Below are 20,714 nucleotides of genomic sequence, written 5' to 3' on the forward strand. Positions count from 1 at the left end.
CGAAGCCCGGTGACAGTGAGAATTGCAGCCTCGCGGCGTTATGTCAATAAAATTCACCATCTGAAATATATTTCACGCCAACACCAAGGTCAAGACTGTTTTAGCCGTCACCGCAAGCCCGAGAGCTTGGCCGCTCCCCCATCCGCGGATAGGCTGCCACTATCGTTAAGTGGAGCCTCATGCCTTGACCGACGATCGCAAGTCCCACTGGGACACCATCTACGGCACCAAGGCGGAAGACGACGTCAGCTGGTTCCAGAAAATGCCGGAGCCGTCCATGACGCTGCTCTCGCTCGCAGGCGCTACGCCTGGACAGGCAATCATCGATATCGGCGGCGGCGCCTCGCATCTGGTCGACGCGCTGCTCGATCAGGGTTTCGGCGATGTGTCCGTGCTCGATATCTCGCAGGCCGCACTTGAGGCCAACAAGGCTCGGCTAGGCGCAGCAGCCCAAGAAGTCCACTGGATCTGCTCCGACGCGACCGCATGGCAGCCGGCGCGGCATTACGATGTCTGGCACGACCGCGCCGCCTTCCACTTCCTGACCGATCCGGCCGACCAGGCGGGCTACATGTCAGCCCTCAAGCAGGCGCTGGTGCCTGGCGGCCACGCGATCATCGGCACCTTTGCGCCCGACGGACCGGAGAAATGCAGCGGCCTGCCGATCGTCAGGCACGATGCCCAAAGCATCGGCAGGCTTCTGGGCAGCGGCTTCGAGCTCGTCGACAGCTGCCGCCACGAGCACAAGACGCCATGGGACAGCGTGCAGCATTTTCAGTTCGGCACCTTCCGCAAGCGGGCCTGACACACCTGCCCGATATATTAGCACGCGCGGATTTCGCGAAGATCAGGCCGCTGCAACAGGTCGTGCCGTGGCCATTCGCGCCAGCCACATGCCAAGAAACATCATCGGCAGAAACGCATACGTACCGGCCGCGCCCAACGCTATTGCTGTCAGTGCCGGACCCGGGCAGAAACCACCAAGCCCCCAGCCGATGCCGAAGATTGCCGGGCCGACTATGATCCTGCGGTCGATGGCAGAACTGTTCGGCACGTGAAACGAGGCGCCCGCCAGCGGCTTGGGCCGCCTGAAGACCATTCGATAGCCTGCAAAGGCCGTGATCACCGCCCCGCCCATGACGAAGGCAAGCGATGGATCCCACGTGCCGAACAGGTCGAGGAAGTTCAGCACCTTGGCTGGGTCCGACATTCCCGAAACCACAAGACCTATGCCGAAAAGCAGGCCGAGCGCGAGATTTACCATGAAGGGCATGTCAGGCTCCCAGCACGTGGCGAACGGCAAAGACTGTGGCGAAGGCAGTAGCCATGAAGGTGAGCGTCGCCACCAGCGAACGCAGCGAAAGGCGCGACAGCCCACAGACGCCATGGCCGCTGGTGCAGCCATTGCCATAGACCGAGCCGAAGCCGACGAGCAGTCCGGCCAGGGCCATCAGCGGCAGGTTTGACGAGACAGTCTGGACTACGTCGCTGCCGCATATTGCGGCATAGGCCAGCGGTGCAGCAACCAGCCCGAGAACAAAGCCGAGCCGGGAAAGCAAGGCGCCGTCGAGGTATGGTGGCAGCAGGCGGGCGGCAATGCCGCTGATGCCGGCAATGCGCCCTTCCCAGGCCATCAGCAGCACAGCCGAAAGCCCGATCAGGACGCCGCCGATGGTGGAGGCTATGGGGGTGAAGTCAGTCATGTCCTTGCCTTTTGATGGGGTCTGCCGCCTGTCGCGGCTTGCTCTCGCCGTCCGGATCGCAGAACAGCGTGTAGAGCAGCGAGACGACAGCCCTCACCCGCTCGTCGGAGAGCCTGTAGAAAACGGATTTCGATTGCTTGCGGCCGACGATCAGGCCGGCATCGCGTAACTCGGCAAGTTGCTGCGACAGCCCGGGCTGCCTGATGCCCAGGCTATCTTCCAGTTCACGCACCGAGCGTTCGCCTTCGACGAGTGCGCAGGCGATCATCAGCCGGTTCGGATTGGCAAGCTTCTTCAGGAATTCCGATGCCTCCGCTGCGCGGTCGAGCAGATCGGAAACCGGCCGATGCGGTTCCTGGGCCATGTCCTACCCCCAGTTTGCGCCCTGCAGGGCGTCGAGCGGGAACTTCAGGTAACGCTTGCCGTTGGCTTCGGGCTCAGGCAGGCGCCCGCCATTGATGTTGACCTGCAGCGCATGCAGGATGAGCTTGGGCATCGGCAGCGTCCTGTCGCGGGCCTCGCGCACCGCGACGAACTCCGTCTCTGTCGACATCCTGGAGATGTGCATATTGCGCGCCTTTTGCTCTGCGACGGTGCTTTCCCATTGCGGCTGGCGCCCGCCCGGCTGGTAGTCGTGTCCCGTAAAAAGCCTGGTTTCGTCGGGCAACGACAGGATCTGCTGGATCGACTGCCAGAGGCGCTTGGCGCTGCCACCGGGAAAATCGGCACGTGCCGTGCCGCTGTCGGGCATGAACAGCGTGTCGTGGATGAAAGCGGCATCGCCGACCACATAGGTGATCGAGGCCAGCGTGTGGCCGGGCGAGAACAGCACCTTTGCCGGGAGCTCGCCGATGAAGAAGGTCTCGCCCTCGGCAAACAGCTTGTCCCACTGCGAGCCGTCGGTGGCGAGGTCCGGCCAGTTGTAGATGGCCTTCCAGAGTTTCTGCACGTCGATGACGCGTTCGCCGATAGCTGTCCGTGCACCGGTCCTCGACTTGAGATAGCGGGCCGCGGAAAAATGGTCGGCGTGGGGATGGGTGTCGAGGACCCACTCGACGGTCAGCCCCTGCTCCTCGACGAAATCAAGGATACGGTCAGCATTGCTGGTGGCCGTGGCGCCTGATTTCTCGTCGAAATCGAGTACCGGGTCGATGATCGCGCATTTCCTAGTCGCCTGATCGGCAATGACATACTGGACGGAAAAGGTGCGCGGATCGAAGAAGGCGGATACTTCGGGTTTCTGTACCATCATCTACCCCACAAGGTTGTCGTGCATTGCAAAAGCATCAGGAGTTGGTGAGCAGCCAGTCCTTTGCCCCAGCCAGATTGGTGCCGAGCCGTTCGCCGAGCACATCGATATCCGTCAGTTTCATCCGGCCATCGAGTACCTCGCCGATCGCCCAAAGCGTCAGCGAGCGCGTGCCGCCCTTGCAATGGGCGAGAACCGGGCCCTGTGCCTCGGCGACAGCCTCCTGGAAGGCCCGTACGGCTTCCAGCGTGTAGCGCCCCGGCGTCACCGGGACATTGACGAAGTCCATGCCCAACTGCCCTGCCAACGCGGCGGCTTCGGCCATGCCGGGTTGGGTCGGTTCCTCGTTTTCGGGGCGGTTGTTGATGATCCTGCGAATGCCCGCTTGGGCAGCAACAGCCAGATCAGCGTCCGTTGGCTGGCCGGAAATCCAGAGCTTGTCGGTAACCTGCTTCATCACACATCCTATCAAAAGCGCTTGCGTAGGCCGCTACACGATTTGATATGAATGATTGCGTTTTCTTGCAATAGATTTTTTGTAACTAAAGATTGATGCCGCCTCGCCCGCGGCCTCTGCCTTTGCTAGCCGCCGCGATCCTGGCGGCGCTTGCCCCAGTAGTCGAGCCGCTTCTTGACGTCGCGTTCGAAGCCGCGCTCGTTGGGCACGTAGAATTCGGGCCGGTTCGGGCCTGCCAGTTCGTCGGGCATGAATTCCTGCCCGGAAAAGGCGTCGGGATAGTCGTGGTCGTAGCGGTAGCCTTCGTGGTAGCCGAGTTCCTTCATCAGCTTGGTCGGCGCATTCAGGATGTGCTTCGGCGGCGCCAGCGACCCGGTCTGCTGGGCGAGTGCAATTGCCTGGTTGAAGCCCATGTAGGAAGCGTTCGACTTGGGCGCGGTCGCCACATAGGTGATCGCCTGCGCCATGAACAGCCGCCCTTCCGGCCAGCCGACGCGCTCGAAAGCACTCCAGGCGGCCACCACCTGCGGCATCGCCTGCGGATCCGCCATGCCGACATCTTCGGACGCAGCGCATGCCAGACGGCGAAAGATGGTGCCGGGGTCCTCGCCGCCGATGACCATGCGGGCTGCCCAATAGAGCGCTGCCTGCACATCGCTGCCGCGCAGGCTCTTGTGAAAACAACTGAGCAGATTGTAGTGCTCTTCCTGGCCCTTGTCGTAGACAGGCGCCCGCTTCTGGACGGCTTCGGCAAGGGCCGCCACATCCAGCATCGTGCCATCGGGCAGCGCCAGCAATTCCTCGCAGAGGCCGATCAGGTAGCGCCCGTCGCCATCCGCCATGGTCAGCAGCGTGTCGCGTGCGGCCGGCTCGAGGGGGAGTTTCCTGCCCGTGTGCGCTTCAGCGCGCTCGGCCAGAATGGCGAGGTCTTCCTTTTCGAAGCGCCTGAGCGTGTAGACCTTGGCGCGCGACAGCAAAGCCGCCACCAGGCTGAAACTCGGGTTCTCGGTCGTCGCCCCGATCAGCACGATGGTGCCGTCTTCGACATGCGGCAGCAGGGCATCCTGTGTGGTGCGGTTGAACCGGTGCAACTCGTCGACGAACACCACCGTCTGCCGCCCTGCCCCGCTGCGCAGCTGCTTGGCGGCGTCGATGACCTTGCGCAGGTCGGCGACACCCGAAAGGACCGCCGACAGCTGCACGAAATCGAGGCCGACTTCCTTGGCGACCAGCCGTGCGATGGTCGTCTTGCCGACGCCGGGCGGGCCCCAGAGGATGAACGAGGATACCTTTCGCGCCTTGATCATGCGGCCGATGGGACCGTCGGGACCAAGCAGATGATCCTGTCCGATGACCTCACCGATGCGTTGCGGACGCAGCGTCTCGGCCAGTGGTCGGGGTACGGCCTCGTCGAAAAGGGAACTCAAGACGTCAGCCTCCCGGCGGTCCGGCTGCCACGCCTAATAACGCAGCATCTGCCGCATGATGCGGCCGTCGCGCTCGACGGTGAAGCGCCACCAACGGGTGTCTTCCTCGGCAAGCTGCTTGAGCTTGGCGGCCGTGTCGACGGTCTCGCCATTGACCTCGCGGACGATGTCGCCCAGTTGGAAGCCGAAACCTGCCGCCGGCGAACCACCGTCGATGCCGACGATCGCCACGCCCTTGGTGTCGGTCGCGACACGCAGGCGCTGGGCCAGCCGCGGCGACAATTCGGCAACCTTGGCGCCGGCAAACGGACTGCGGCCGCGCAGCAGAACCTCGTTCGAACTGGTGCCTTCAGGTGCACGCTCAAGGGCAACTTCGATCGACTTCTCCTCGCCCTTGGTCAGCACCGAAAGGGTAGCCTTGCCGCCGACCGGCTGCGTGGCCAGGCGGTAGTCAAGCGCTTCCATGTGTTCGATCGCAGCGCCATTGAATGCCAACACCACATCTCCAGGCTTCAGCCCGGCGCGCGCTGCGGGGCCGTTCTCGTCGACCGACGAGATCAGCGCGCCCGAGGGATGATCCATGCCAAGGGATTCTGCGATCTGCGGCGTCACCGGTTCGAACGAAGCGCCGATGAACGGCCGCTCGAAGAACTCGGCGCCACCCTTGGCCGCTTCGGTGAAGGCACGCACCATGTTCGACGGGATGGCAAAACCAATGCCGATCGAGCCGCCGGTGCGGCTGAAGATCGCCGTGTTGATGCCGATGAGTTGGCCGCCCATGTTGATCAGCGCACCGCCCGAATTGCCCGGGTTGATCGCCGCATCGGTCTGGATGAAGAAACCGGAGTCGGACACGCCGATATGCGTGCGGGCAAGGGCCGAGACGATGCCGCTTGTCGTGGTCTGGCCAACGCCGAACGGATTGCCAATGGCCAGCACCAGATCGCCAACCTGCAGCGCGTCGGAATCGCCAATGGCGACGGTCGGGAACGGCTTGTCGGAATCGATCTTGAGCACGGCAAGGTCAAGGGTCTCGTCCTTGAGCAGCACCTTGCTGGTGAATTCACGGCCGTCAGAGAGCGCGACCTTCACCTGGTCGGCATCCTGGACGACATGGTTGTTGGTGACGACGATGCCGCTTGGGTCGACCAGAACGCCCGAACCGAGCGACGAACGGTTGCGCGGACCCGACCGACCGAAGAACTGTTCGAAGAACGGATCGCCCTCGAATGGCGACCGCACCTTCACCTGCTTGGAAGCGTAGACATTGACAACCGCTGCCGCCGTGTCCTTGACCAGCGGCGCAAACGACAGCTGCATCTCTTCGCGTCCGAATGGCACGCGCCGATCGGGACCGGGCGTTGCGGCCCCGCCGCCCTTGCCGCCATTCAGCAGGTCCGTCAGTACATCCGACAGGCCCGGATCCCCGGTGGTCGGCGCCTCCTGGGCCGTCGCACCGCCGGCAAGCGCCATCCAGGCGCACAGCGCAAGCGACAGATATCGTTTCGCAAGCATGGCGAATCCTCCAATGCATAGTTGGCGCCATTGTCGCGACGATTGTGCAAATTGAAAGGCTAGAGGGGCGCGAAAAGCGGTTATTTCCGCTTGGTTGGCCCCGGTTGCGGAAGGACCGCTGAAACCTCGACGCGTCGTGCGCCCGCATCGCCCGGCAAACCACGTCACAGCGATCTGACCGACACACCACCCAAAACAAAAGGGGCCACAAGGGCCCCTTCGGTTCATAACACGATGCGGAATGCTTATGCAGCTTCAGCTTCGTTGACAGCTTCGGCTTCGAGACGAACGCGGTCGCCTGCGCCCTTGGCCGAGGTGTCGCGATCGACGAACTCGATGACGGCCATCGCGGCATTGTCACCGCGGCGGAAGCCAGCCTTCATGATGCGCAGGTAGCCGCCGTTGCGGGTGGCGTAACGCGGCGCGACGACGTCGAACAGACGCTTCACGACGTTCTCGTTGCCGATCTGGGCGATCACCTGGCGGCGGGCATGCAAGTCGCCGCGCTTGCCGAGCGTCACCAGCTTCTCGACGATCGGACGCAGGTCCTTCGCCTTTTCGAGCGTGGTCACGATCTGCTCGTGCTCGATCAGCGAGACCGAGAGGTTGGCGAACATGGACTTGCGGTGGCTTACGCTGCGGGCGAAGCGACGGCCTTTAAAACCGTGACGCATGGCTCTTTTCCTTCTTCAGTTGTTCAAGAGGCCACGGCCTCTGATGGTTTTCCGCAAGGCCGTCGGACCGGAATATCCGGTCCTCGGAACCATGCTCGACTAGGTCTTCTTAGTACTGGTCTTCGTATCGCTTGGCGAGGTCTTCGATGTTTTCCGGCGGCCAGTCCTGCACTTCCATACCGAGGTGCAGACCCATCGCGGCCAGAACTTCCTTGATCTCGTTGAGCGACTTGCGGCCGAAGTTCGGCGTGCGCAGCATTTCTGCTTCCGTCTTCTGGATCAGGTCGCCGATGTAAACGATGTTGTCGTTCTTGAGGCAGTTGGCCGAACGGACCGAAAGCTCCAGTTCGTCGACCTTCTTGAGCAGCGCCGGGTTGAAGGCGAGCTCGGTGACGGCCTCGGCTGCGACTTCCTTCTGCGGCTCGTCGAAATTGACGAACAGCGCAAGCTGGTCCTGCAGGATGCGAGCAGCGAAAGCCACTGCGTCCTCGCCGGTGATCGAACCGTCTGTCTCGATGGTCATGGTCAGCTTGTCGTAGTCCAGAACCTGGCCCTCGCGGGTGTTCTCGACCTTGTACGAAACCTTCTTGACCGGCGAGTAGAGGCTGTCGACCGGGATGAGACCGATCGGAGCGTCTTCAGCGCGGTTGCGTTCGGCCGGCACATAACCCTTGCCGGTGTCGACCGTGAACTCCATGCGGATCTCGGCGCCCTCGTCGAGGGTGCAGATAACGTGGTCCGGGTTCAGGATCTCGACGTCGCCGACCGTCTGGATGTCGCCGGCGAGCACGGCACCAGGGCCCTGCTTGCGAACGACCATGCGCTTCGGGCCGTCGCCTTCCATGCGGATGGCGATTTCCTTGATGTTGAGCACGATGTCGGTGACGTCTTCACGAACGCCGCCGATGGAAGAGAACTCATGCAGCACGCCGTCGATCTGCACCGCAGTGACGGCAGCGCCACGAAGCGACGACAAAAGCACGCGACGGAGCGCATTGCCGAGCGTCAGGCCGAAGCCACGCTCAAGCGGCTCGGCGACGAGCGTGGTCTGCGTCTTCTTCTTGGACGAGAACTCGATCTTGTTCGGCTTGATCAGTTCCTGCCAGTTTTTCTGGATCATATTCGCTTCCTTCCGTTAGCCCGACACCATCCAATCGTGACGGGCGACCTGGAAACCGCAAACGAGCGCACAAGGCGCTCGCGCGGGGGTGAAATATTAGACGCGACGCTTCTTGCGCGGGCGGCAACCATTGTGCGGAATCGGCGTCACGTCGCGGATCGACGTGATGGTGAAACCCGCAGCCTGGAGCGCGCGCAGAGCCGACTCACGACCCGAACCCGGACCGCAGACTTCCACTTCCAGCATGCGCATGCCGTGTTCCTGTGCCTTCTTGGCAACGTCTTCAGCAGCCATCTGGGCCGCGAACGGGGTCGACTTGCGCGAACCCTTGAAGCCCTGCGCACCAGCCGAGGACCAGGCAATCGTGTTGCCCTGTGCATCGGAGATGGTGATCATGGTGTTGTTGAAGGTCGAATTGACGTGGGCGACGCCCGACGAGATGTTCTTGCGTTCGCGACGGCGAACGCGTGCGGCTTCCTTAGCCATAGCAGTCCTTTCAGTTGATCTCTTCACCGCCGTAATACCAGCGGCTACACCAGCCTGCGTTTAAGGTGTCAGGCCGAACACCCGCCCAAATAAGGCGAAACCGGCGAGCCGAAACCCGCCGGAGATACGAAATTACTTCTTCTTGCCGGCAATTGCCTTGGCCGGACCCTTGCGGGTGCGCGCATTGGTATGCGTGCGCTGGCCACGGACCGGAAGCGAACGACGGTGACGCAGGCCGCGGTAGCAGCCGAGGTCCATCAGACGCTTGATGTTGATCGAAACTTCGCGGCGCAGATCGCCTTCGACCTGATAGTCGCGGTCAATCGTCTCGCGGATCGCCAGAACTTCGGCATCGGTCAGCTGGTTGACGCGACGCTCAGCCGGGATACCGACCTTCTCGACGATCTCCTGGGCGAACTTCTTGCCAATACCGTGAATGTACTGAAGCGAGATCACAACGCGCTTGTTGGTCGGAATATTAACGCCGGCTATACGAGCCATCTTTTCACTCCATTTGGGCCGGACCATGCCGGCGCTTCAAGTTGCCCCGCGTCCGGTGGAGGCCGGCCCTTGCGGGTTTTCCGTTTCAATATGACTTTGCGCCCTTACGGGCAAACAGCATCATGCCTGAATGGAAGACGGGCCGCCATACTCCGGATCGGCCCGTCCGTCAAGTCTGTGTGCGACGATTAGCTGGCAACAGTCGCCAGAACCGCTTCGATCTGTGCCGTCACTTCGTCCATCGGGGCCATGCCGTCGACCTGCTTGAGCAGGTCATTGGCGTAGTAATAGCCGATCAGCGGAGCGGTCTTCTTGTAGTACTCGCGCAGCCGCTCGTCGAAGACCTCGGCATTGTCGTCCTTGCGCACCGGCTGGCCGGCCGCCTTGGCCTCCTCGGCGCGCTTCAGGATACGGCCGACAAGCGCCTTGTCGTCGACGACGAGTTCTACGACCACGTCGAGGAACATGCCGCGTTCAGCCAGCATGTCGGCAACGGCGTCGGCCTGTGCCAGCGTGCGCGGATAACCGTCGAGGATGAAGCCCTGGGCGCAGTCGTCCTGGTCGATACGTTCGGCGACGATCGCATTGACGATTTCGTCCGAGACCAGTTCGCCGGCGTCCATCACCGCCTTGGCGCGCTTGCCGACTTCCGTTTCCGCCTTGACCGCTGCGCGCAGCATGTCGCCGGTGGAAAGTTGAGGAATGCCGTGCTTGTCGACCAACCTCTGAGCTTGCGTCCCCTTGCCCGCTCCCGGCGGTCCAAGCAATATCAGCCTCATCTTCCCCTCTTACCTCCACGGAGCTTCGACTTCTTGATCAGCCCCTCATACTGATGGGCGATCAGGTGACCCTGAATCTGCGCCACCGTATCAAGGGTTACATTGACCACGATCAGAAGCGAAGTACCACCAAGGTAGAAGGGAACGCCGGTCGCCGAGATCAGGAACTCCGGCAGCAAGCAGATGATGACGAGATAGGCGGCGCCGACCACCGTGACGCGGGTCAGCACGTAGTCGATGTATTCCGCGGTGCGCTCGCCAGGACGATAGCCGGGAATGAAGCCCGAATGCTTCTTCAGCTGATCGGCCGTGTCCTTCGGATTGAAGACGATAGCCGTGTAGAAGAAGGCGAAGAAGATGATCATCGCCGCGTAGAGCGCCATGTAGAGCGGCTGGCCGTGGCCGAGCGCGGCCATGATCGTGCTCACCCAGCCAGGCAGCGTGGCAGTGTTCGAGAAGCCCGCGACGGTCGCCGGCAGCAGCAGAAGCGACGAGGCGAAGATCGGAGGAATGACGCCGGCGGTGTTGAGCTTCAGCGGCAGGTGCGACGTATCGCCTTGGAACATGCGGTTGCCGACCTGGCGCTTCGGATACTGGATCAGAAGGCGGCGCTGGGCACGCTCGAAGAACACGATCACGGCGATAACGACGATCGCCAGGACGATGATCGCGAGAATCAGGCCGGTCGACAGCGCACCTGTGCGGCCGAGTTCCAGGGTGCCACTGATAGCGCTCGGAAGCCCGGCGACGATGCCGGCGAAGATGATCAGCGAGATACCGTTGCCGATGCCGCGGGCGGTGATCTGCTCGCCAAGCCACATCAGGAACATCGTGCCGCCGACGAGCGTGATGACCGTCGAGGCGCGGAAGAACATGCCCGGATCCGAGACGATTCCGTTGCCGCTCTCAAGCCCGACCGAAATGCCGTAAGCCTGAACAAGCGCCAGAAGCACGGTGCCATAGCGGGTGTACTGATTGATGACCTTGCGGCCCTGCTCACCTTCCTTCTTCAGCGCTTCGAGCGACGGGACGACCGACGTCATGAGCTGCATGATGATGGAAGCGGAGATGTAGGGCATGATGCCGAGTGCAAACAGCGCCATGCGCTCGACTGCACCACCGGCAAACATGTTGAAAATGCCGAGAACGCCGCGGCTCTGCTGGGTGAAAGCCTGCGCGAATGCATCGGGGTTGATGCCGGGGAGCGGAATATAGGTGCCGAGGCGGTAGACCAGCAGCGCGCCGAGGGTGAACCAGATACGTTTCTTGAGATCTTCGGCCTTGGCGAAGGCTGCGAAATTCAGATTGGATGCCAGTTGTTCAGCAGCCGATGCCATTCAGGGTACTCCGCTTGGTCACGCCGCAATGCCGCAGATGGGCGCGGCGCGTATCACCGAAGCCACGAGATAGGCTCCGGACGGCAAACATGCAAGCGGCGGTATCTCTACCGCCGCTTACTTTGCAAAGCCTTTTATTCGGCCGCTGCCACTTCAGGCAGCTTCACCGATCCTCCAGCCTTTTCGATCTTCTCGATCGCAGGCTTGGAAGCGCCGGCGACGTCGAAGGCCACCTTCGTCTTGAGTTCGCCGTCGCTGAGGATGCGGACGCCGTCCTTGACGCGGCGAATCACGCCGGCCTTGACGAGGGCTTCCGCCGTCACGGTCTCTTTCGCATCGAGCTTCTTGGCATCGATCGCGACCTGGATACGGGCCAGCGAAACGGTGTTGTAGCTCTTGGCGAAGATGTTGGTGAAGCCGCGCTTCGGCAGGCGACGATAGAGCGGCATCTGGCCACCCTCGAAGCCGTTGATCGCGACGCCCGAACGGGCCTTCTGACCCTTGACGCCGCGGCCGCCGGTCTTGCCGGAGCCGGAGCCGATGCCGCGGCCAAGGCGCTTCTTGGAGTGCGTCGCGCCGGTGTTGTCACGCAGATCGTTGAGTTTCATGTTCTATCTCCTGCGATCGGCCTACGCCTCGTCCACAACGCGGACGAGGTGCTGGACAGCTGCGATCATGCCGCGCACGGAAGGAGTATCCTCCAGGGTGCGCTTGCGATGCATCTTGTTGAGGCCGAGGCCGACCAGCGTGGCACGCTGCTCCTTCGGCCGGCGGATCGGGCTACCGATCTGCTCGACGGTGATGGTCTTGGTTGCTTTCTTGGCCATGGTCATTGTCCCTGGTCAGCTCGAGCGACTATTCTTCAGCCGCAACGGCGGTGCCGCGGCGGGCCTGAAGGGTCGAGTACTTGATGCCGCGCTGAGCAGCCACATCCTTCGGATGCAACTGGTTCTTCAGCGCATCGAAGGTCGCACGAACCATGTTGTAGGGGTTCGACGAACCCATCGACTTGGCGACGACGTCGTGCATGCCGAGCGTCTCGAAGACAGCGCGCATCGGGCCGCCTGCGATAATGCCGGTACCCTGCTTGGCAGAGCGCAACAGAACACGGCCAGCGCCCCAACGACCTTCAACGTCGTGGTGCAGCGTACGGCCCGAACGGAGCGGCACAAAGATCATGTCGCGCTTGGCCGATTCGGTTGCCTTGCGGATCGCTTCCGGCACTTCGCGCGCCTTGCCGTGACCAAAGCCAACGCGGCCCTTCTGGTCGCCGACAACGACGAGTGCTGCAAAACCGAAACGCCGGCCGCCCTTGACGACCTTGGCAACGCGGTTGATGTGTACGAGCTTATCGACGAATTCGCTGTCGCGCTCTTCACGGTCACGGCTACGCTCGCGACCGCCTTCCCTACGTTCTTGTGCCATATTCCTATCCTTATTTTTTTCCGGAAGCACGGGGGTTAAAAACCAAATCCGGCGTCTATAGCGTCGCCGGATTTATTGCAACTGGTCAGTGATGCGGCGCAGCGCCACGCGCTACGCCGGTTCCTGCATCAGAAGTTCAGGCCACCTTCGCGGGCAGCTTCGGCAAGCGCCTTGATGCGGCCGTGATAGATATAGGCGCCACGGTCGAAAACGACCTCCTTGACGCCGGCCTTCGAAGCGCGCTCGGCGATCAGCTTGCCAACCGCAGTCGCGGCAGCCGTGTCGGCACCGGTCTTCAGCGTGCCCTTGAGGTCCTTCTCGAGGGTGGAAGCGGCAGCGAGCGTACGGCCATTGGCATCGTCGATGACCTGGACGTAGATGTTCTTCGACGTGCGGTGAACCGACAGGCGCGGACGGCCGTTGGCGACCTTCTTGAGCTGGCGGCGGATGCGCGACGAGCGACGCAGAGTGGTTTCTTTCGAAGCCATAGTAGTGGTTCCTTGCCTTCTGAAACGGGCGCGGCCATCTGCGGTAAGCTGAAACGCTTCCCGCGACCGCGCACCGCGGCGTTGCTATTACTTCTTCTTGCCTTCTTTGCGGACGATCTTCTCGCCAGCATAGCGGACGCCCTTGCCCTTGTAGGGCTCCGGACCGCGATATTCGCGGATCTCGGCGGCGACCTGGCCAACCTGCTGCTTGTCGATACCCGTGACGACGATTTCAGTAGGCTTCGGCACCGTGATGGTGATGCCTTCCGGCGTCTGATAAACGACGTCATGGCTGAAGCCAAGGGCCAGCTGCAGGTTCTTGCCCTGGAGTGCGGCACGATAGCCGACGCCGGTGATCTCGAGCTTCTTTTCGAAGCCGTCCTTAACACCGGTCAGGATGTTGACGATCTGGGTCCGCGACATGCCCCACTTGGAGCGGGCGTCCTTCGACTGGTCGCGCGGCTGAACGGCGATCTCGCCTTCTTCCATCTTGACCAGAACTTCGTCGTTGACCACGAACTTCAGCTCACCCTTGGGGCCCTTCGCCGTCACGGTCTGGCCGGTGACGGTCGCGGATACGCCCTGCGGAAGCTGAACGGGTTTCTTGCCAATACGAGACATTGTCTTGTCCTCGCCTTTCTTGTTTCAGCCTACGCAGATCAGAAGATCTGGCAGAGGATTTCCCCGCCGACGTTCTGTTCGCGCGCTTCGTGGTCGGCCATCACGCCCTTCGGGGTCGAAAGGATCGAGATGCCCAGGCCGTTGGCGACCGGCGGAATCGACTTGGACGAGACGTAGACACGGCGGCCCGGCTTGGAGACACGCGCGATTTCGCGGATCACCGGCTGGCCGTCGAAGTACTTCAGCTCGATTTCGATCTCGGACTTGCCGTTTTCGAAGTCGGTCTGGCTGTAGTCGCGGATGTAGCCTTCCGACTTCAGCACGTCGAGAACACGGGCGCGCAGCCTGGACGCTGGCGTCGACACCGTCGACTTCTTGCGGCCATAGGCATTGCGGATGCGGGTCAGCATATCGCCGAGAGGATCACTCAAAGACATATCAAATGCTCCTTACCAGCTCGACTTGACCAGGCCCGGGATTGCTCCCGTCGAGCCCAGATCACGAAGCGCGATACGCGACATCTTAAGCTTGCGATAGTAGGCACGCGGACGACCGGTGACTTCGCAGCGATTACGGATACGGATCTTGGCCGAGTTGCGCGGCAGCGCGGCGAGCTTGAGCTGCGCGCGGAAGCGTTCCTCGATCGGCTTGGACTGATCCATGATGACGTCCTTGAGGGCCTTACGCTTGGCAGCGTACTGGTCCACAAGCTTGCGGCGCCGGTTGTTCTTCTCGACTGAGCTGGTCTTTGCCATTTCAGATTTTTCCTTTGCTCGCTGCCGTTACTGCCGGAAGGGGAAGTTGAAAGCCTTGAGCAGAGCCCGGGCTTCGTCGTCCGTCTTGGCGGTCGTGCAAACGATGATGTCCATACCCCACATCTGATCAACCTTGTCGTAGTTGATCTCGGGGAACACGATATGCTCCTTGAGGCCCATAGCGTAATTTCCACGGCCGTCAAAGCTTTTCGGGTTCAGGCCGCGAAAGTCGCGAACGCGCGGCAGGGCGATGTTCACGAGACGGTCCAAAAACTCGTACATGCGCTCCTGGCGAAGCGTCACCTTGGCGCCGATCGGCATCTGCTCACGGACCTTGAAGCCGGCGATCGACTTGCGGGCGCGAGTGATGACCGGCTTCTGGCCGGCGATCATCGCCAGGTCCTCGGCGGCAACCGTGGGCTTCTTCGAATCCGCGGTGGCTTCGCCGACACCCATGTTGAGCACGATCTTGTCGATGCGCGGGATCTGCATGACGTTGGCGTACTTGAACTGTTCCTGCATCGCCGTGCGGATGGTCTCCTTGTAGACCGTCTTCAGGCGTGGCTCGATGGTTGCATTAGCCATTGATGACTTCTCCCGAGCGCTTGGCGACACGCACCTTCGTGCCGTCCTTCTGGATCTGGAAACCGACGCGGGTCGGCTTGCCATCCTTGGGGTCGACGAGCGCGAGGTTCGACAGGTGGATCGGCGCTTCCTTGGTGATGATCCCGCCCTCTTGGGTCTGGGACTGCTTCTGGTGGCGGCGGATCATGTTCACGCCGCGGACAAGTGCCTTGTCTTCCTTCGGCTGAACAGACAGCACCTCGCCGGTGCGGCCCTTGTCCTTGCCGGCCAGAACGACAACCTTGTCGCCTTTACGGATCTTCTGCATTGTTCCGGCTCCTTACAGCACTTCGGGCGCGAGCGAGATGATCTTCATGTGGTTCTTGGCGCGGAGTTCGCGCGGAACCGGCCCGAAGATACGCGTGCCGATCGGTTCTTTCTTGTTATCGACAAGAACGGCCGCGTTCTTGTCGAAACGGATCACGCTGCCGTCCGGACGACGGATGTCCTTGGCCGTGCGAACCACGACCGCCTTCATCACGTCACCCTTCTTTACGCGGCCGCGCGGAATGGCTTCCTTGATCGACACCACGATGATGTCGCCAACGGAGGCATACTTCCGCTTCGAGCCGCCCAGCACCTTGATGCACATGACACGACGAGCGCCGGAATTATCCGCGACGTCGAGGTTTGTTTGCATCTGAATCATGACTGGCCGCCTTCTTCTTTTCTAACGGGACGGGCTACCGCCCTCCCCGGCTTGTCCAAAATTCGTTGTTACGCCTGGTCCGAAGTCACGACGACCCAGCGCTTGTCCTTGGAAATCGGCTTCGATTCCTGGATAAGCACAATGTCGCCGACCTTGTGGGCGTTGTTTTCGTCGTGCGCCTTGTAGTTCTTCGACATACGCACGGTCTTCTTCATCACCGGGTGCGTGAAGCGACGCTCGACCTTGACGACGACCGTCTTCTCGTTCTTGTCGCTGACGACGGTACCCTGCAGGATGCGCTTTGGCATGGTTCTCGTCCTTACGCCTTCTTACCGGCCGATTTTTCGGCCGCGATGGTCTTGATGCGCGCAATGTCCTTGCGGACCTGCTTCACGCGCGCCGTCTTTTCCAGCTGTCCCGTCGCCTTCTGGAAGCGCAGGTTGAACTGCTCCTTCTTGAGGCTGCCGAGCTCGTCAGTGAGCTGGTCCTGGGTCTTCGTCCTGATGTCCGAGGCTTTCATGATTCAGCCCTTCCTTATTCTGCGATGCGCTGAACGAAACGCGTCCTGACCGAGAGCTTGGCGGCGCCGAGACGGAGCGCTTCACGCGCCACTTCCTCGGAAACACCATCGATCTCGAACATCACGCGGCCCGGCTTGATGCGGCATGCCCAGTAGTCGACGGCGCCCTTGCCCTTACCCATGCGGACTTCGGTCGGCTTCGACGTGACGGGAACGTCCGGGAAAATACGGATCCAGACGCGGCCCTGACGTTTCATTTCGCGGGTGATCGCGCGGCGAGCCGCCTCGATCTCACGCGCGGTGACGCGGTTTGGCTCAAGCGCCTTCAGTCCGAAGCCGCCGAAATCCAGGTTGGTGCCACCCTTCGCGGTACCGTGGATGCGGCCCTTGAACTGCTTACGGAACTTTGTGCGCTTTGGCTGCAGCATCGTTCTAACTCCAAATTCCTATGCGTGTCAGGCGTTTTCGCGACGGCGGCGCTCGGGGCGCTCGCCAGCATGCGAATGATCGCCTTCGGTTGCGCGACGCTCGGAAGCCATCGGATCGTGCTCGAGGATCTCGCCCTTGAACACCCACACCTTGACGCCGCAGATGCCATAGGCGGTCTGTGCCTCGGCCGTGCCGTAGTCGACGTCGGCGCGCAGGGTGTGCAGCGGAACGCGACCTTCGCGGTACCACTCCATACGAGCGATTTCAGCGCCGCCGAGGCGGCCCGAGCAATTGATGCGGATGCCCTCTGCGCCGAGACGCATGGCCGACTGCACCGCGCGCTTCATGGCGCGACGGAAGGCAATACGGCGCTCGAGCTGCTGCGCGATCGACTGAGCGACCAGCGTAGCGTCGGTCTCGGGCTTGCGAACCTCGACGATGTTGAGGTGCGTCTCGGACTTCGTCATCTCCATCAGCTTCTTGCGAAGCTTTTCGATGTCGGCGCCCTTCTTGCCGATGATCAGGCCCGGACGTGCGGCGTGAATGGTCACGCGGCACTTCTTGTGCGGACGCTCGATCACCACCTTGGAAATCGCGGCCTGCTTCAGCTCGGACTCAAGATACTTGCGGATCTTGATGTCTTCGTGGAGCAGCTGGCCGTATTCGCCGGTGTTTGCGTACCAGCGCGAGTCCCAGGTACGGTTGATGCCGAGGCGGAGACCAATAGGATTGATTTTCTGGCCCATTATGCGGCCTCCCCTTTCTCTTCGACTTCACGAACGACGATCGTGAGGTGCGAAAACGGCTTCTCGATGCGGCTGGCGCGACCACGGCCACGAGCGTGGAAACGCTTCATGACGATCGACTTGCCAACAAAGGCTTCCGCCACCACCAGCGCGTCGACATCGAGGTCGTGATTGTTTTCCGCGTTGGCGATAGCCGATTCGAGGGTCTTCTTGACCGTACCGGCGATGCGCTTGCGCGAAAATTCCAGATCGGAAAGCGCGGTCGCTACCTTCTTGCCGCGGATCAGCGCGGCAACGAGGTTGAGCTTCTGCGGGCTGACCCGGATCGTGCGGAGGACCGCACGTGCCTCGTTGTCAGCAAGCCTGCGCGGAGCTTTGGCCTTGCCCATGTTACTTCCTCTTTGCCTTCTTGTCCGCGCCGTGACCGTAGTAGGTCCTGGTGGGAGCAAACTCACCGAACTTGTGGCCGACCATGTCCTCGTTCACCGAGACCGGGACGTGCTTCTGGCCGTTGTAGACACCGAAGGTGAGGCCGACGAACTGCGGCAAGACAGTGGAGCGACGGCTCCACATCTTGATCACCTCATTGCGACCGCCTTCACGAACCTTCTCTGCCTTCTTGAGCAGATAGCCGTCAATGAACGGGCCTTTCCAGACTGAACGAGTCACTGGCGTTACCTCTTCTTAGCTCTTGCGCTGATGGCGCGAGCGCAGGATGAACTTGTCGGTCGCCTTGTTGGACCGCGTCTTCTTGCCCTTGGTGGGCTTGCCCCACGGCGACACCGGATGGCGTCCGCCCGAGGTGCGGCCTTCACCACCGCCGTGCGGATGGTCGACCGGGTTCATGGTCACGCCGCGGTTGTGCGGACGCTTGCCACGCCAGACCGTGCGGCCTGCCTTGCCGTCGTTGATGTTGCCATGGTCCGGGTTGGACACGGCACCGACAGTGGCGATGCACAGACCGCTGACGACGCGCTGTTCACCCGAGTTGAGGCGAAGGATCGCCATGCCCTGGTCACGACCGACGAGCTGGGCGTAAGCGCCAGCCGAACGAGCGACCTGGCCGCCCTTGCCGGGCTTCAGCTCGATGTTGTGCACGATCGTGCCGACAGGCATCGAAGCAAGCGGCATTGCGTTGCCCGGCTTCACGTCGACCTGCTCACCAGCGATGATCTTGTCGCCGGCCTGCAGACGCTGCGGGGCAATGATGTAGCTCAGCTCGCCGTCGTCATACTTGATCAGCGCGATGAACGCAGTGCGGTTCGGATCGTACTCGAGACGCTCGACCGTGCCGACGACGTCGAACTTGCGACGCTTGAAGTCGATGATGCGGTACGTACGCTTGTGACCGCCGCCGATGAAGCGAGCCGTGATGCGACCGTAGTTGTTGCGGCCGCCCGACTTCGTCAGGCCCTCGGTCAGACCCTTGACGGGCTTGCCCTTGTGGAGGCCCGAGCGGTCGACGATGACCAGCTGGCGGGTGCTCGGCGTTACTGGCTTGAATTTCTTAAGTGCCATTGTCCTGTCCTCGCGGTCTAGCTCAGAGGCCCGTCGCGACGTCGATCGACTGGCCGTCGGCCAGCGTCACTACCGCCTTCTTGACGTCGCTCTGGCGGCCGATCGTGCCGCGGAAGCGCTTCACCTTGCCCTTGCGGACCAGGGTGTTCACAGCAGTCACCTTCACGCCGAACAGCGCTTCGACGGCAGCCTTGATCTCAGGCTTGCTCGCCTTCTTGGCGACGTTGAAGACGACCTGGTTGTATTCAGAAGCCATGGTCGACTTTTCGGTGATCGCCGGGCTGACGATCACGTCATAGTGGCGGAGATCCGTCATTTGAAGCGCTCCTCGAGAGCCTCGACGGCGGCCTTCGAAAGGACCAGCGTGCCGCGGCGCAGAATGTCGTAAACGTTGATGCCCTGGATCGGCAGGACATCGATGTTCGGGATGTTGGTCGCTGCGCGCTTGAAGTTGAGGTCAAGCTCGGCGCCGCCGATCACCAGGGCATTGGTCAGGCCCAGCGACGCGAAATTCGCGATCAGTGCCTTGGTCTTGCCCTCGGCGAGCGTCAGCTCGTCGACGATGATCAGGTTCGATGCCTTGGCCTTGGCCGACAGGGCGTGCTTCAGACCGAGAGCGCGGACCTTCTTGGGAAGGTCGTGCTCGTGGCTGCGGACGACCGGGCCGTGGGCCTTGCCACCGCCGCGGAACTGCGGGGCGCGTGCCGAATGGTGACGAGCGCGGCCCGTACCCTTCTGCTTGTACATCTTGGCGCCGGTGCGCGCGATTTCCGCGCGACCCTTGGCCTTGTGCGTGCCCTGCTGCTTCTTGGCGAGCTGCCAACGCACGACGCGCTGGAGCACGTCTTCGCGCGGGTCGAGGCCGAAGATCTCTTCCGAGAGCTCAACCTTGCCGGCATCCTTGCCTGCGAGGGTTGTAATCTTGAGGTCCATTATTCCGCTCCCTCGTTGGCCGGAGCCTGTTTGCTGACGGCGCGGATCGCGGCCGGCTTCGGCGCATTCTCGGGCAGCGCGATCTTGGCCGCATCGCGAACCAGGATCCATGCACCCTTCGAGCCCGGAACCGCACCGCGGATCAGGATCAGACCACGGTCGGCGTCGGTCGAGACGACCTCGACGTTCTGGGTGGTGACGCGAACGTCGCCCATGTGGCCGGCCATTTTCTTGCCCTTGAACACCTTGCCCGGATCCTGGCGCTGGCCAGTCGAACCATGGGTACGGTGCGACACCGAGTTACCGTGGGTAGCGCGGCCGCCACCGAAGTTGTGCCGCTTGATGACGCCCTGGAAACCCTTACCGATCGAGGTGCCCGTCACATCGACCTTCTGGCCGGGGACGAAATGCTCGACGGTGATCTCGGAGCCGACATCGAGCATGTTGTCGGCGGAGACGCGGAATTCGGCGACCTTCGACTTCGGCTCGACGGAGGCGGCAGCGAAATGACCGCGCATCGCCTTCGACGTATTCTTCACCTTGGCGAGGCCGACGCCGAGCTGAACGGCGGTGTAGCCATTCTTCTCCTGCGTGCGCTGCGCCACGACCTGGCAGTTCTCCATGCGGAGAACGGTGACGGGAACGTGCTCGCCAGCGTCATTATAGACGCGGGTCATTCCCACCTTCTGTGCAATTACACCTGAACGCATCGGTTCGTTTTCCTTCAGAGGAGCCGTTTGGATCTGCTCGCGCGGCTC

32 protein-coding genes and 1 pseudogene are annotated in these 20,714 nt (G+C 62.0%); 1 reads left to right on the forward strand and 32 read right to left on the reverse strand.

Annotated features, from left to right (window positions below; genetic code table 11):
- Positions 1-184 precede the first annotated feature (184 nt).
- A complete protein-coding gene (locus O1Y97_RS16395; RefSeq protein WP_318761715.1) occupies positions 185-805 on the forward strand; it encodes a class I SAM-dependent methyltransferase in 621 nt (206 codons plus the stop codon).
- Between the two features lie 42 nt (positions 806-847).
- On the opposite strand, the gene O1Y97_RS16400 is transcribed toward O1Y97_RS16395, so the two are convergent.
- The 32 genes and pseudogenes from O1Y97_RS16400 to rplC all read right to left on the reverse strand — a co-directional run bounded on the left by O1Y97_RS16400 (position 848) and on the right by rplC (position 20,666).
- Positions 848-1,273: a DUF6691 family protein gene (locus tag O1Y97_RS16400; protein ID WP_318761716.1), complete on the reverse strand. Its 426-nt coding sequence runs from the start codon at positions 1,271-1,273 to the stop codon at positions 848-850.
- Between the two features lies 1 nt (position 1,274).
- Positions 1,275-1,703 carry a YeeE/YedE family protein gene (locus tag O1Y97_RS16405; protein ID WP_318761717.1) on the reverse strand — a complete coding sequence of 143 codons (429 nt, stop codon included), beginning with the start codon at positions 1,701-1,703 and terminating at the stop codon, positions 1,275-1,277.
- Positions 1,696-2,067: an ArsR/SmtB family transcription factor gene (locus O1Y97_RS16410; protein WP_318761718.1), complete on the reverse strand. Its 372-nt coding sequence runs from the start codon at positions 2,065-2,067 to the stop codon at positions 1,696-1,698. Before O1Y97_RS16410 ends, O1Y97_RS16405 begins: the two co-directional genes overlap by 8 nt.
- A gap of 3 nt (positions 2,068-2,070) precedes the next feature.
- Positions 2,071-3,409 (reverse strand): annotated as a pseudogene (gene blh / locus O1Y97_RS16415) (bifunctional sulfur transferase/dioxygenase Blh).
- A 125-nt stretch (positions 3,410-3,534) separates the two neighbouring features.
- Positions 3,535-4,836: a replication-associated recombination protein A gene (locus tag O1Y97_RS16420; RefSeq protein ID WP_183261247.1), complete on the reverse strand. Its 1,302-nt coding sequence runs from the start codon at positions 4,834-4,836 to the stop codon at positions 3,535-3,537.
- Positions 4,837-4,869: 33 nt separating this feature from the next.
- Positions 4,870-6,351 (reverse strand): DegQ family serine endoprotease, encoded by a 1,482-nt coding sequence (locus tag O1Y97_RS16425; protein ID WP_318761719.1) that lies wholly within the window; start codon positions 6,349-6,351, stop codon positions 4,870-4,872.
- Between the two features lie 245 nt (positions 6,352-6,596).
- Positions 6,597-7,025 carry a 50S ribosomal protein L17 gene (gene rplQ, locus O1Y97_RS16430; protein WP_108608172.1) on the reverse strand — a complete coding sequence of 143 codons (429 nt, stop codon included), beginning with the start codon at positions 7,023-7,025 and terminating at the stop codon, positions 6,597-6,599.
- 109 nt (positions 7,026-7,134) lie between these two features.
- Positions 7,135-8,145: a DNA-directed RNA polymerase subunit alpha gene (locus tag O1Y97_RS16435; protein WP_108608173.1), complete on the reverse strand. Its 1,011-nt coding sequence runs from the start codon at positions 8,143-8,145 to the stop codon at positions 7,135-7,137.
- 96 nt (positions 8,146-8,241) lie between these two features.
- Positions 8,242-8,631, reverse strand: a complete 390-nt coding sequence (gene rpsK / locus O1Y97_RS16440; protein WP_108608174.1) for a 30S ribosomal protein S11 — start codon at positions 8,629-8,631, stop codon at positions 8,242-8,244.
- Between the two features lie 132 nt (positions 8,632-8,763).
- Positions 8,764-9,132, reverse strand: a complete 369-nt coding sequence (gene rpsM, locus O1Y97_RS16445; RefSeq protein WP_108608175.1) for a 30S ribosomal protein S13 — start codon at positions 9,130-9,132, stop codon at positions 8,764-8,766.
- Between the two features lie 188 nt (positions 9,133-9,320).
- Positions 9,321-9,911 (reverse strand): adenylate kinase, encoded by a 591-nt coding sequence (locus O1Y97_RS16450; RefSeq protein WP_108608176.1) that lies wholly within the window; start codon positions 9,909-9,911, stop codon positions 9,321-9,323.
- Positions 9,908-11,248 carry a preprotein translocase subunit SecY gene (gene secY / locus O1Y97_RS16455; RefSeq protein WP_108608177.1) on the reverse strand — a complete coding sequence of 447 codons (1,341 nt, stop codon included), beginning with the start codon at positions 11,246-11,248 and terminating at the stop codon, positions 9,908-9,910. The genes O1Y97_RS16450 and secY overlap by 4 nt, the downstream gene beginning before the upstream one ends.
- Before the next feature lie 134 nt (positions 11,249-11,382).
- Positions 11,383-11,856, reverse strand: a complete 474-nt coding sequence (gene rplO, locus O1Y97_RS16460) for a 50S ribosomal protein L15 (protein WP_108608178.1) — start codon at positions 11,854-11,856, stop codon at positions 11,383-11,385.
- Between the two features lie 21 nt (positions 11,857-11,877).
- Positions 11,878-12,075 carry a 50S ribosomal protein L30 gene (gene rpmD / locus O1Y97_RS16465; protein ID WP_067961904.1) on the reverse strand — a complete coding sequence of 66 codons (198 nt, stop codon included), beginning with the start codon at positions 12,073-12,075 and terminating at the stop codon, positions 11,878-11,880.
- Between the two features lie 28 nt (positions 12,076-12,103).
- On the reverse strand, positions 12,104-12,673 hold the full coding sequence (rpsE, locus tag O1Y97_RS16470) for a 30S ribosomal protein S5 (protein WP_108608179.1): 570 nt from the start codon (positions 12,671-12,673) through the stop codon (positions 12,104-12,106).
- A gap of 128 nt (positions 12,674-12,801) precedes the next feature.
- On the reverse strand, positions 12,802-13,161 hold the full coding sequence (gene rplR, locus O1Y97_RS16475) for a 50S ribosomal protein L18 (RefSeq protein ID WP_183261251.1): 360 nt from the start codon (positions 13,159-13,161) through the stop codon (positions 12,802-12,804).
- A gap of 87 nt (positions 13,162-13,248) precedes the next feature.
- A complete protein-coding gene (rplF, locus tag O1Y97_RS16480; protein ID WP_108608181.1) occupies positions 13,249-13,782 on the reverse strand; it encodes a 50S ribosomal protein L6 in 534 nt (177 codons plus the stop codon).
- Positions 13,783-13,820: 38 nt separating this feature from the next.
- Positions 13,821-14,219 carry a 30S ribosomal protein S8 gene (gene rpsH / locus O1Y97_RS16485; RefSeq protein WP_055976439.1) on the reverse strand — a complete coding sequence of 133 codons (399 nt, stop codon included), beginning with the start codon at positions 14,217-14,219 and terminating at the stop codon, positions 13,821-13,823.
- Positions 14,220-14,231: 12 nt separating this feature from the next.
- The gene (gene rpsN / locus O1Y97_RS16490) at positions 14,232-14,537 is read right to left on the reverse strand and encodes a 30S ribosomal protein S14 (RefSeq protein ID WP_055976436.1); all 306 of its coding nucleotides are present in this window, start codon (positions 14,535-14,537) and stop codon (positions 14,232-14,234) included.
- A gap of 27 nt (positions 14,538-14,564) precedes the next feature.
- Positions 14,565-15,122: a 50S ribosomal protein L5 gene (gene rplE / locus O1Y97_RS16495; protein WP_108608182.1), complete on the reverse strand. Its 558-nt coding sequence runs from the start codon at positions 15,120-15,122 to the stop codon at positions 14,565-14,567.
- Entirely contained in the window at positions 15,115-15,429 is a 315-nt protein-coding gene (gene rplX / locus O1Y97_RS16500) for a 50S ribosomal protein L24 (RefSeq protein WP_108608183.1), read from the reverse strand. The genes rplE and rplX overlap by 8 nt, the downstream gene beginning before the upstream one ends.
- A 12-nt stretch (positions 15,430-15,441) precedes the next feature.
- Positions 15,442-15,810, reverse strand: a complete 369-nt coding sequence (gene rplN, locus O1Y97_RS16505) for a 50S ribosomal protein L14 (protein ID WP_006205457.1) — start codon at positions 15,808-15,810, stop codon at positions 15,442-15,444.
- A gap of 68 nt (positions 15,811-15,878) precedes the next feature.
- The gene (gene rpsQ, locus O1Y97_RS16510) at positions 15,879-16,118 is read right to left on the reverse strand and encodes a 30S ribosomal protein S17 (protein ID WP_108608184.1); all 240 of its coding nucleotides are present in this window, start codon (positions 16,116-16,118) and stop codon (positions 15,879-15,881) included.
- Between the two features lie 11 nt (positions 16,119-16,129).
- Complete coding sequence (rpmC, locus tag O1Y97_RS16515) at positions 16,130-16,330, reverse strand: 50S ribosomal protein L29 (protein ID WP_108608185.1); 201 nt, start codon at positions 16,328-16,330, stop codon at positions 16,130-16,132.
- A gap of 14 nt (positions 16,331-16,344) precedes the next feature.
- Positions 16,345-16,758 (reverse strand): 50S ribosomal protein L16, encoded by a 414-nt coding sequence (rplP, locus tag O1Y97_RS16520; RefSeq protein ID WP_055976423.1) that lies wholly within the window; start codon positions 16,756-16,758, stop codon positions 16,345-16,347.
- Positions 16,759-16,785: 27 nt separating this feature from the next.
- Positions 16,786-17,505, reverse strand: a complete 720-nt coding sequence (rpsC, locus tag O1Y97_RS16525; RefSeq protein ID WP_108608186.1) for a 30S ribosomal protein S3 — start codon at positions 17,503-17,505, stop codon at positions 16,786-16,788.
- On the reverse strand, positions 17,505-17,894 hold the full coding sequence (rplV, locus tag O1Y97_RS16530; RefSeq protein ID WP_055976417.1) for a 50S ribosomal protein L22: 390 nt from the start codon (positions 17,892-17,894) through the stop codon (positions 17,505-17,507). Before rplV ends, rpsC begins: the two co-directional genes overlap by 1 nt.
- A gap of 1 nt (position 17,895) precedes the next feature.
- Positions 17,896-18,174, reverse strand: a complete 279-nt coding sequence (gene rpsS / locus O1Y97_RS16535) for a 30S ribosomal protein S19 (protein WP_055976414.1) — start codon at positions 18,172-18,174, stop codon at positions 17,896-17,898.
- Positions 18,175-18,189: 15 nt separating this feature from the next.
- The gene (gene rplB, locus O1Y97_RS16540; protein ID WP_108608187.1) at positions 18,190-19,023 is read right to left on the reverse strand and encodes a 50S ribosomal protein L2; all 834 of its coding nucleotides are present in this window, start codon (positions 19,021-19,023) and stop codon (positions 18,190-18,192) included.
- Positions 19,024-19,045: 22 nt separating this feature from the next.
- Positions 19,046-19,339 (reverse strand): 50S ribosomal protein L23, encoded by a 294-nt coding sequence (locus O1Y97_RS16545; protein ID WP_108608188.1) that lies wholly within the window; start codon positions 19,337-19,339, stop codon positions 19,046-19,048.
- Positions 19,336-19,956, reverse strand: coding sequence for a 50S ribosomal protein L4 (gene rplD, locus O1Y97_RS16550; protein WP_108608189.1), 621 nt, complete (start codon positions 19,954-19,956; stop codon positions 19,336-19,338). The genes O1Y97_RS16545 and rplD overlap by 4 nt, the downstream gene beginning before the upstream one ends.
- Complete coding sequence (gene rplC, locus O1Y97_RS16555) at positions 19,956-20,666, reverse strand: 50S ribosomal protein L3 (RefSeq protein ID WP_108608190.1); 711 nt, start codon at positions 20,664-20,666, stop codon at positions 19,956-19,958. The genes rplD and rplC overlap by 1 nt, the downstream gene beginning before the upstream one ends.
- Between the last annotated feature and the right edge of the window lie 48 nt (positions 20,667-20,714).

It is taken from the genome of Aminobacter niigataensis (assembly GCF_946995915.1).
Classification (GTDB): Bacteria; Pseudomonadota; Alphaproteobacteria; order Rhizobiales; family Rhizobiaceae; genus Aminobacter; species Aminobacter niigataensis.

What these genes read in the sequence shown, in the direction of transcription:
- O1Y97_RS16400 (WP_318761716.1), bottom strand. Translation starts at nt 1,273, where the DNA reads ATGCCCTTCATGGTAAATCTCGCGCTCGGCCTGCTTTTCGGCATAGGT.
- O1Y97_RS16405 (WP_318761717.1), bottom strand. Translation starts at nt 1,703, where the DNA reads ATGACTGACTTCACCCCCATAGCCTCCACCATCGGCGGCGTCCTGATC.
- O1Y97_RS16410 (WP_318761718.1), bottom strand. Translation starts at nt 2,067, where the DNA reads ATGGCCCAGGAACCGCATCGGCCGGTTTCCGATCTGCTCGACCGCGCA.
- O1Y97_RS16425 (WP_318761719.1), bottom strand. Translation starts at nt 6,351, where the DNA reads ATGCTTGCGAAACGATATCTGTCGCTTGCGCTGTGCGCCTGGATGGCG.
- rplQ (WP_108608172.1), bottom strand. Translation starts at nt 7,025, where the DNA reads ATGCGTCACGGTTTTAAAGGCCGTCGCTTCGCCCGCAGCGTAAGCCAC.
- O1Y97_RS16435 (WP_108608173.1), bottom strand. Translation starts at nt 8,145, where the DNA reads ATGATCCAGAAAAACTGGCAGGAACTGATCAAGCCGAACAAGATCGAG.
- rpsK (WP_108608174.1), bottom strand. Translation starts at nt 8,631, where the DNA reads ATGGCTAAGGAAGCCGCACGCGTTCGCCGTCGCGAACGCAAGAACATC.
- rpsM (WP_108608175.1), bottom strand. Translation starts at nt 9,132, where the DNA reads ATGGCTCGTATAGCCGGCGTTAATATTCCGACCAACAAGCGCGTTGTG.
- O1Y97_RS16450 (WP_108608176.1), bottom strand. Translation starts at nt 9,911, where the DNA reads ATGAGGCTGATATTGCTTGGACCGCCGGGAGCGGGCAAGGGGACGCAA.
- secY (WP_108608177.1), bottom strand. Translation starts at nt 11,248, where the DNA reads ATGGCATCGGCTGCTGAACAACTGGCATCCAATCTGAATTTCGCAGCC.
- rplO (WP_108608178.1), bottom strand. Translation starts at nt 11,856, where the DNA reads ATGAAACTCAACGATCTGCGTGACAACACCGGCGCGACGCACTCCAAG.
- rpmD (WP_067961904.1), bottom strand. Translation starts at nt 12,075, where the DNA reads ATGGCCAAGAAAGCAACCAAGACCATCACCGTCGAGCAGATCGGTAGC.
- rpsE (WP_108608179.1), bottom strand. Translation starts at nt 12,673, where the DNA reads ATGGCACAAGAACGTAGGGAAGGCGGTCGCGAGCGTAGCCGTGACCGT.
- rplR (WP_183261251.1), bottom strand. Translation starts at nt 13,161, where the DNA reads ATGGCTTCGAAAGAAACCACTCTGCGTCGCTCGTCGCGCATCCGCCGC.
- rplF (WP_108608181.1), bottom strand. Translation starts at nt 13,782, where the DNA reads ATGTCTCGTATTGGCAAGAAACCCGTTCAGCTTCCGCAGGGCGTATCC.
- rpsH (WP_055976439.1), bottom strand. Translation starts at nt 14,219, where the DNA reads ATGTCTTTGAGTGATCCTCTCGGCGATATGCTGACCCGCATCCGCAAT.
- rpsN (WP_055976436.1), bottom strand. Translation starts at nt 14,537, where the DNA reads ATGGCAAAGACCAGCTCAGTCGAGAAGAACAACCGGCGCCGCAAGCTT.
- rplE (WP_108608182.1), bottom strand. Translation starts at nt 15,122, where the DNA reads ATGGCTAATGCAACCATCGAGCCACGCCTGAAGACGGTCTACAAGGAG.
- rplX (WP_108608183.1), bottom strand. Translation starts at nt 15,429, where the DNA reads ATGCAGAAGATCCGTAAAGGCGACAAGGTTGTCGTTCTGGCCGGCAAG.
- rplN (WP_006205457.1), bottom strand. Translation starts at nt 15,810, where the DNA reads ATGATTCAGATGCAAACAAACCTCGACGTCGCGGATAATTCCGGCGCT.
- rpsQ (WP_108608184.1), bottom strand. Translation starts at nt 16,118, where the DNA reads ATGCCAAAGCGCATCCTGCAGGGTACCGTCGTCAGCGACAAGAACGAG.
- rpmC (WP_108608185.1), bottom strand. Translation starts at nt 16,330, where the DNA reads ATGAAAGCCTCGGACATCAGGACGAAGACCCAGGACCAGCTCACTGAC.
- rplP (WP_055976423.1), bottom strand. Translation starts at nt 16,758, where the DNA reads ATGCTGCAGCCAAAGCGCACAAAGTTCCGTAAGCAGTTCAAGGGCCGC.
- rpsC (WP_108608186.1), bottom strand. Translation starts at nt 17,505, where the DNA reads ATGGGCCAGAAAATCAATCCTATTGGTCTCCGCCTCGGCATCAACCGT.
- rplV (WP_055976417.1), bottom strand. Translation starts at nt 17,894, where the DNA reads ATGGGCAAGGCCAAAGCTCCGCGCAGGCTTGCTGACAACGAGGCACGT.
- rplB (WP_108608187.1), bottom strand. Translation starts at nt 19,023, where the DNA reads ATGGCACTTAAGAAATTCAAGCCAGTAACGCCGAGCACCCGCCAGCTG.
- O1Y97_RS16545 (WP_108608188.1), bottom strand. Translation starts at nt 19,339, where the DNA reads ATGACGGATCTCCGCCACTATGACGTGATCGTCAGCCCGGCGATCACC.
- rplD (WP_108608189.1), bottom strand. Translation starts at nt 19,956, where the DNA reads ATGGACCTCAAGATTACAACCCTCGCAGGCAAGGATGCCGGCAAGGTT.
- rplC (WP_108608190.1), bottom strand. Translation starts at nt 20,666, where the DNA reads ATGCGTTCAGGTGTAATTGCACAGAAGGTGGGAATGACCCGCGTCTAT.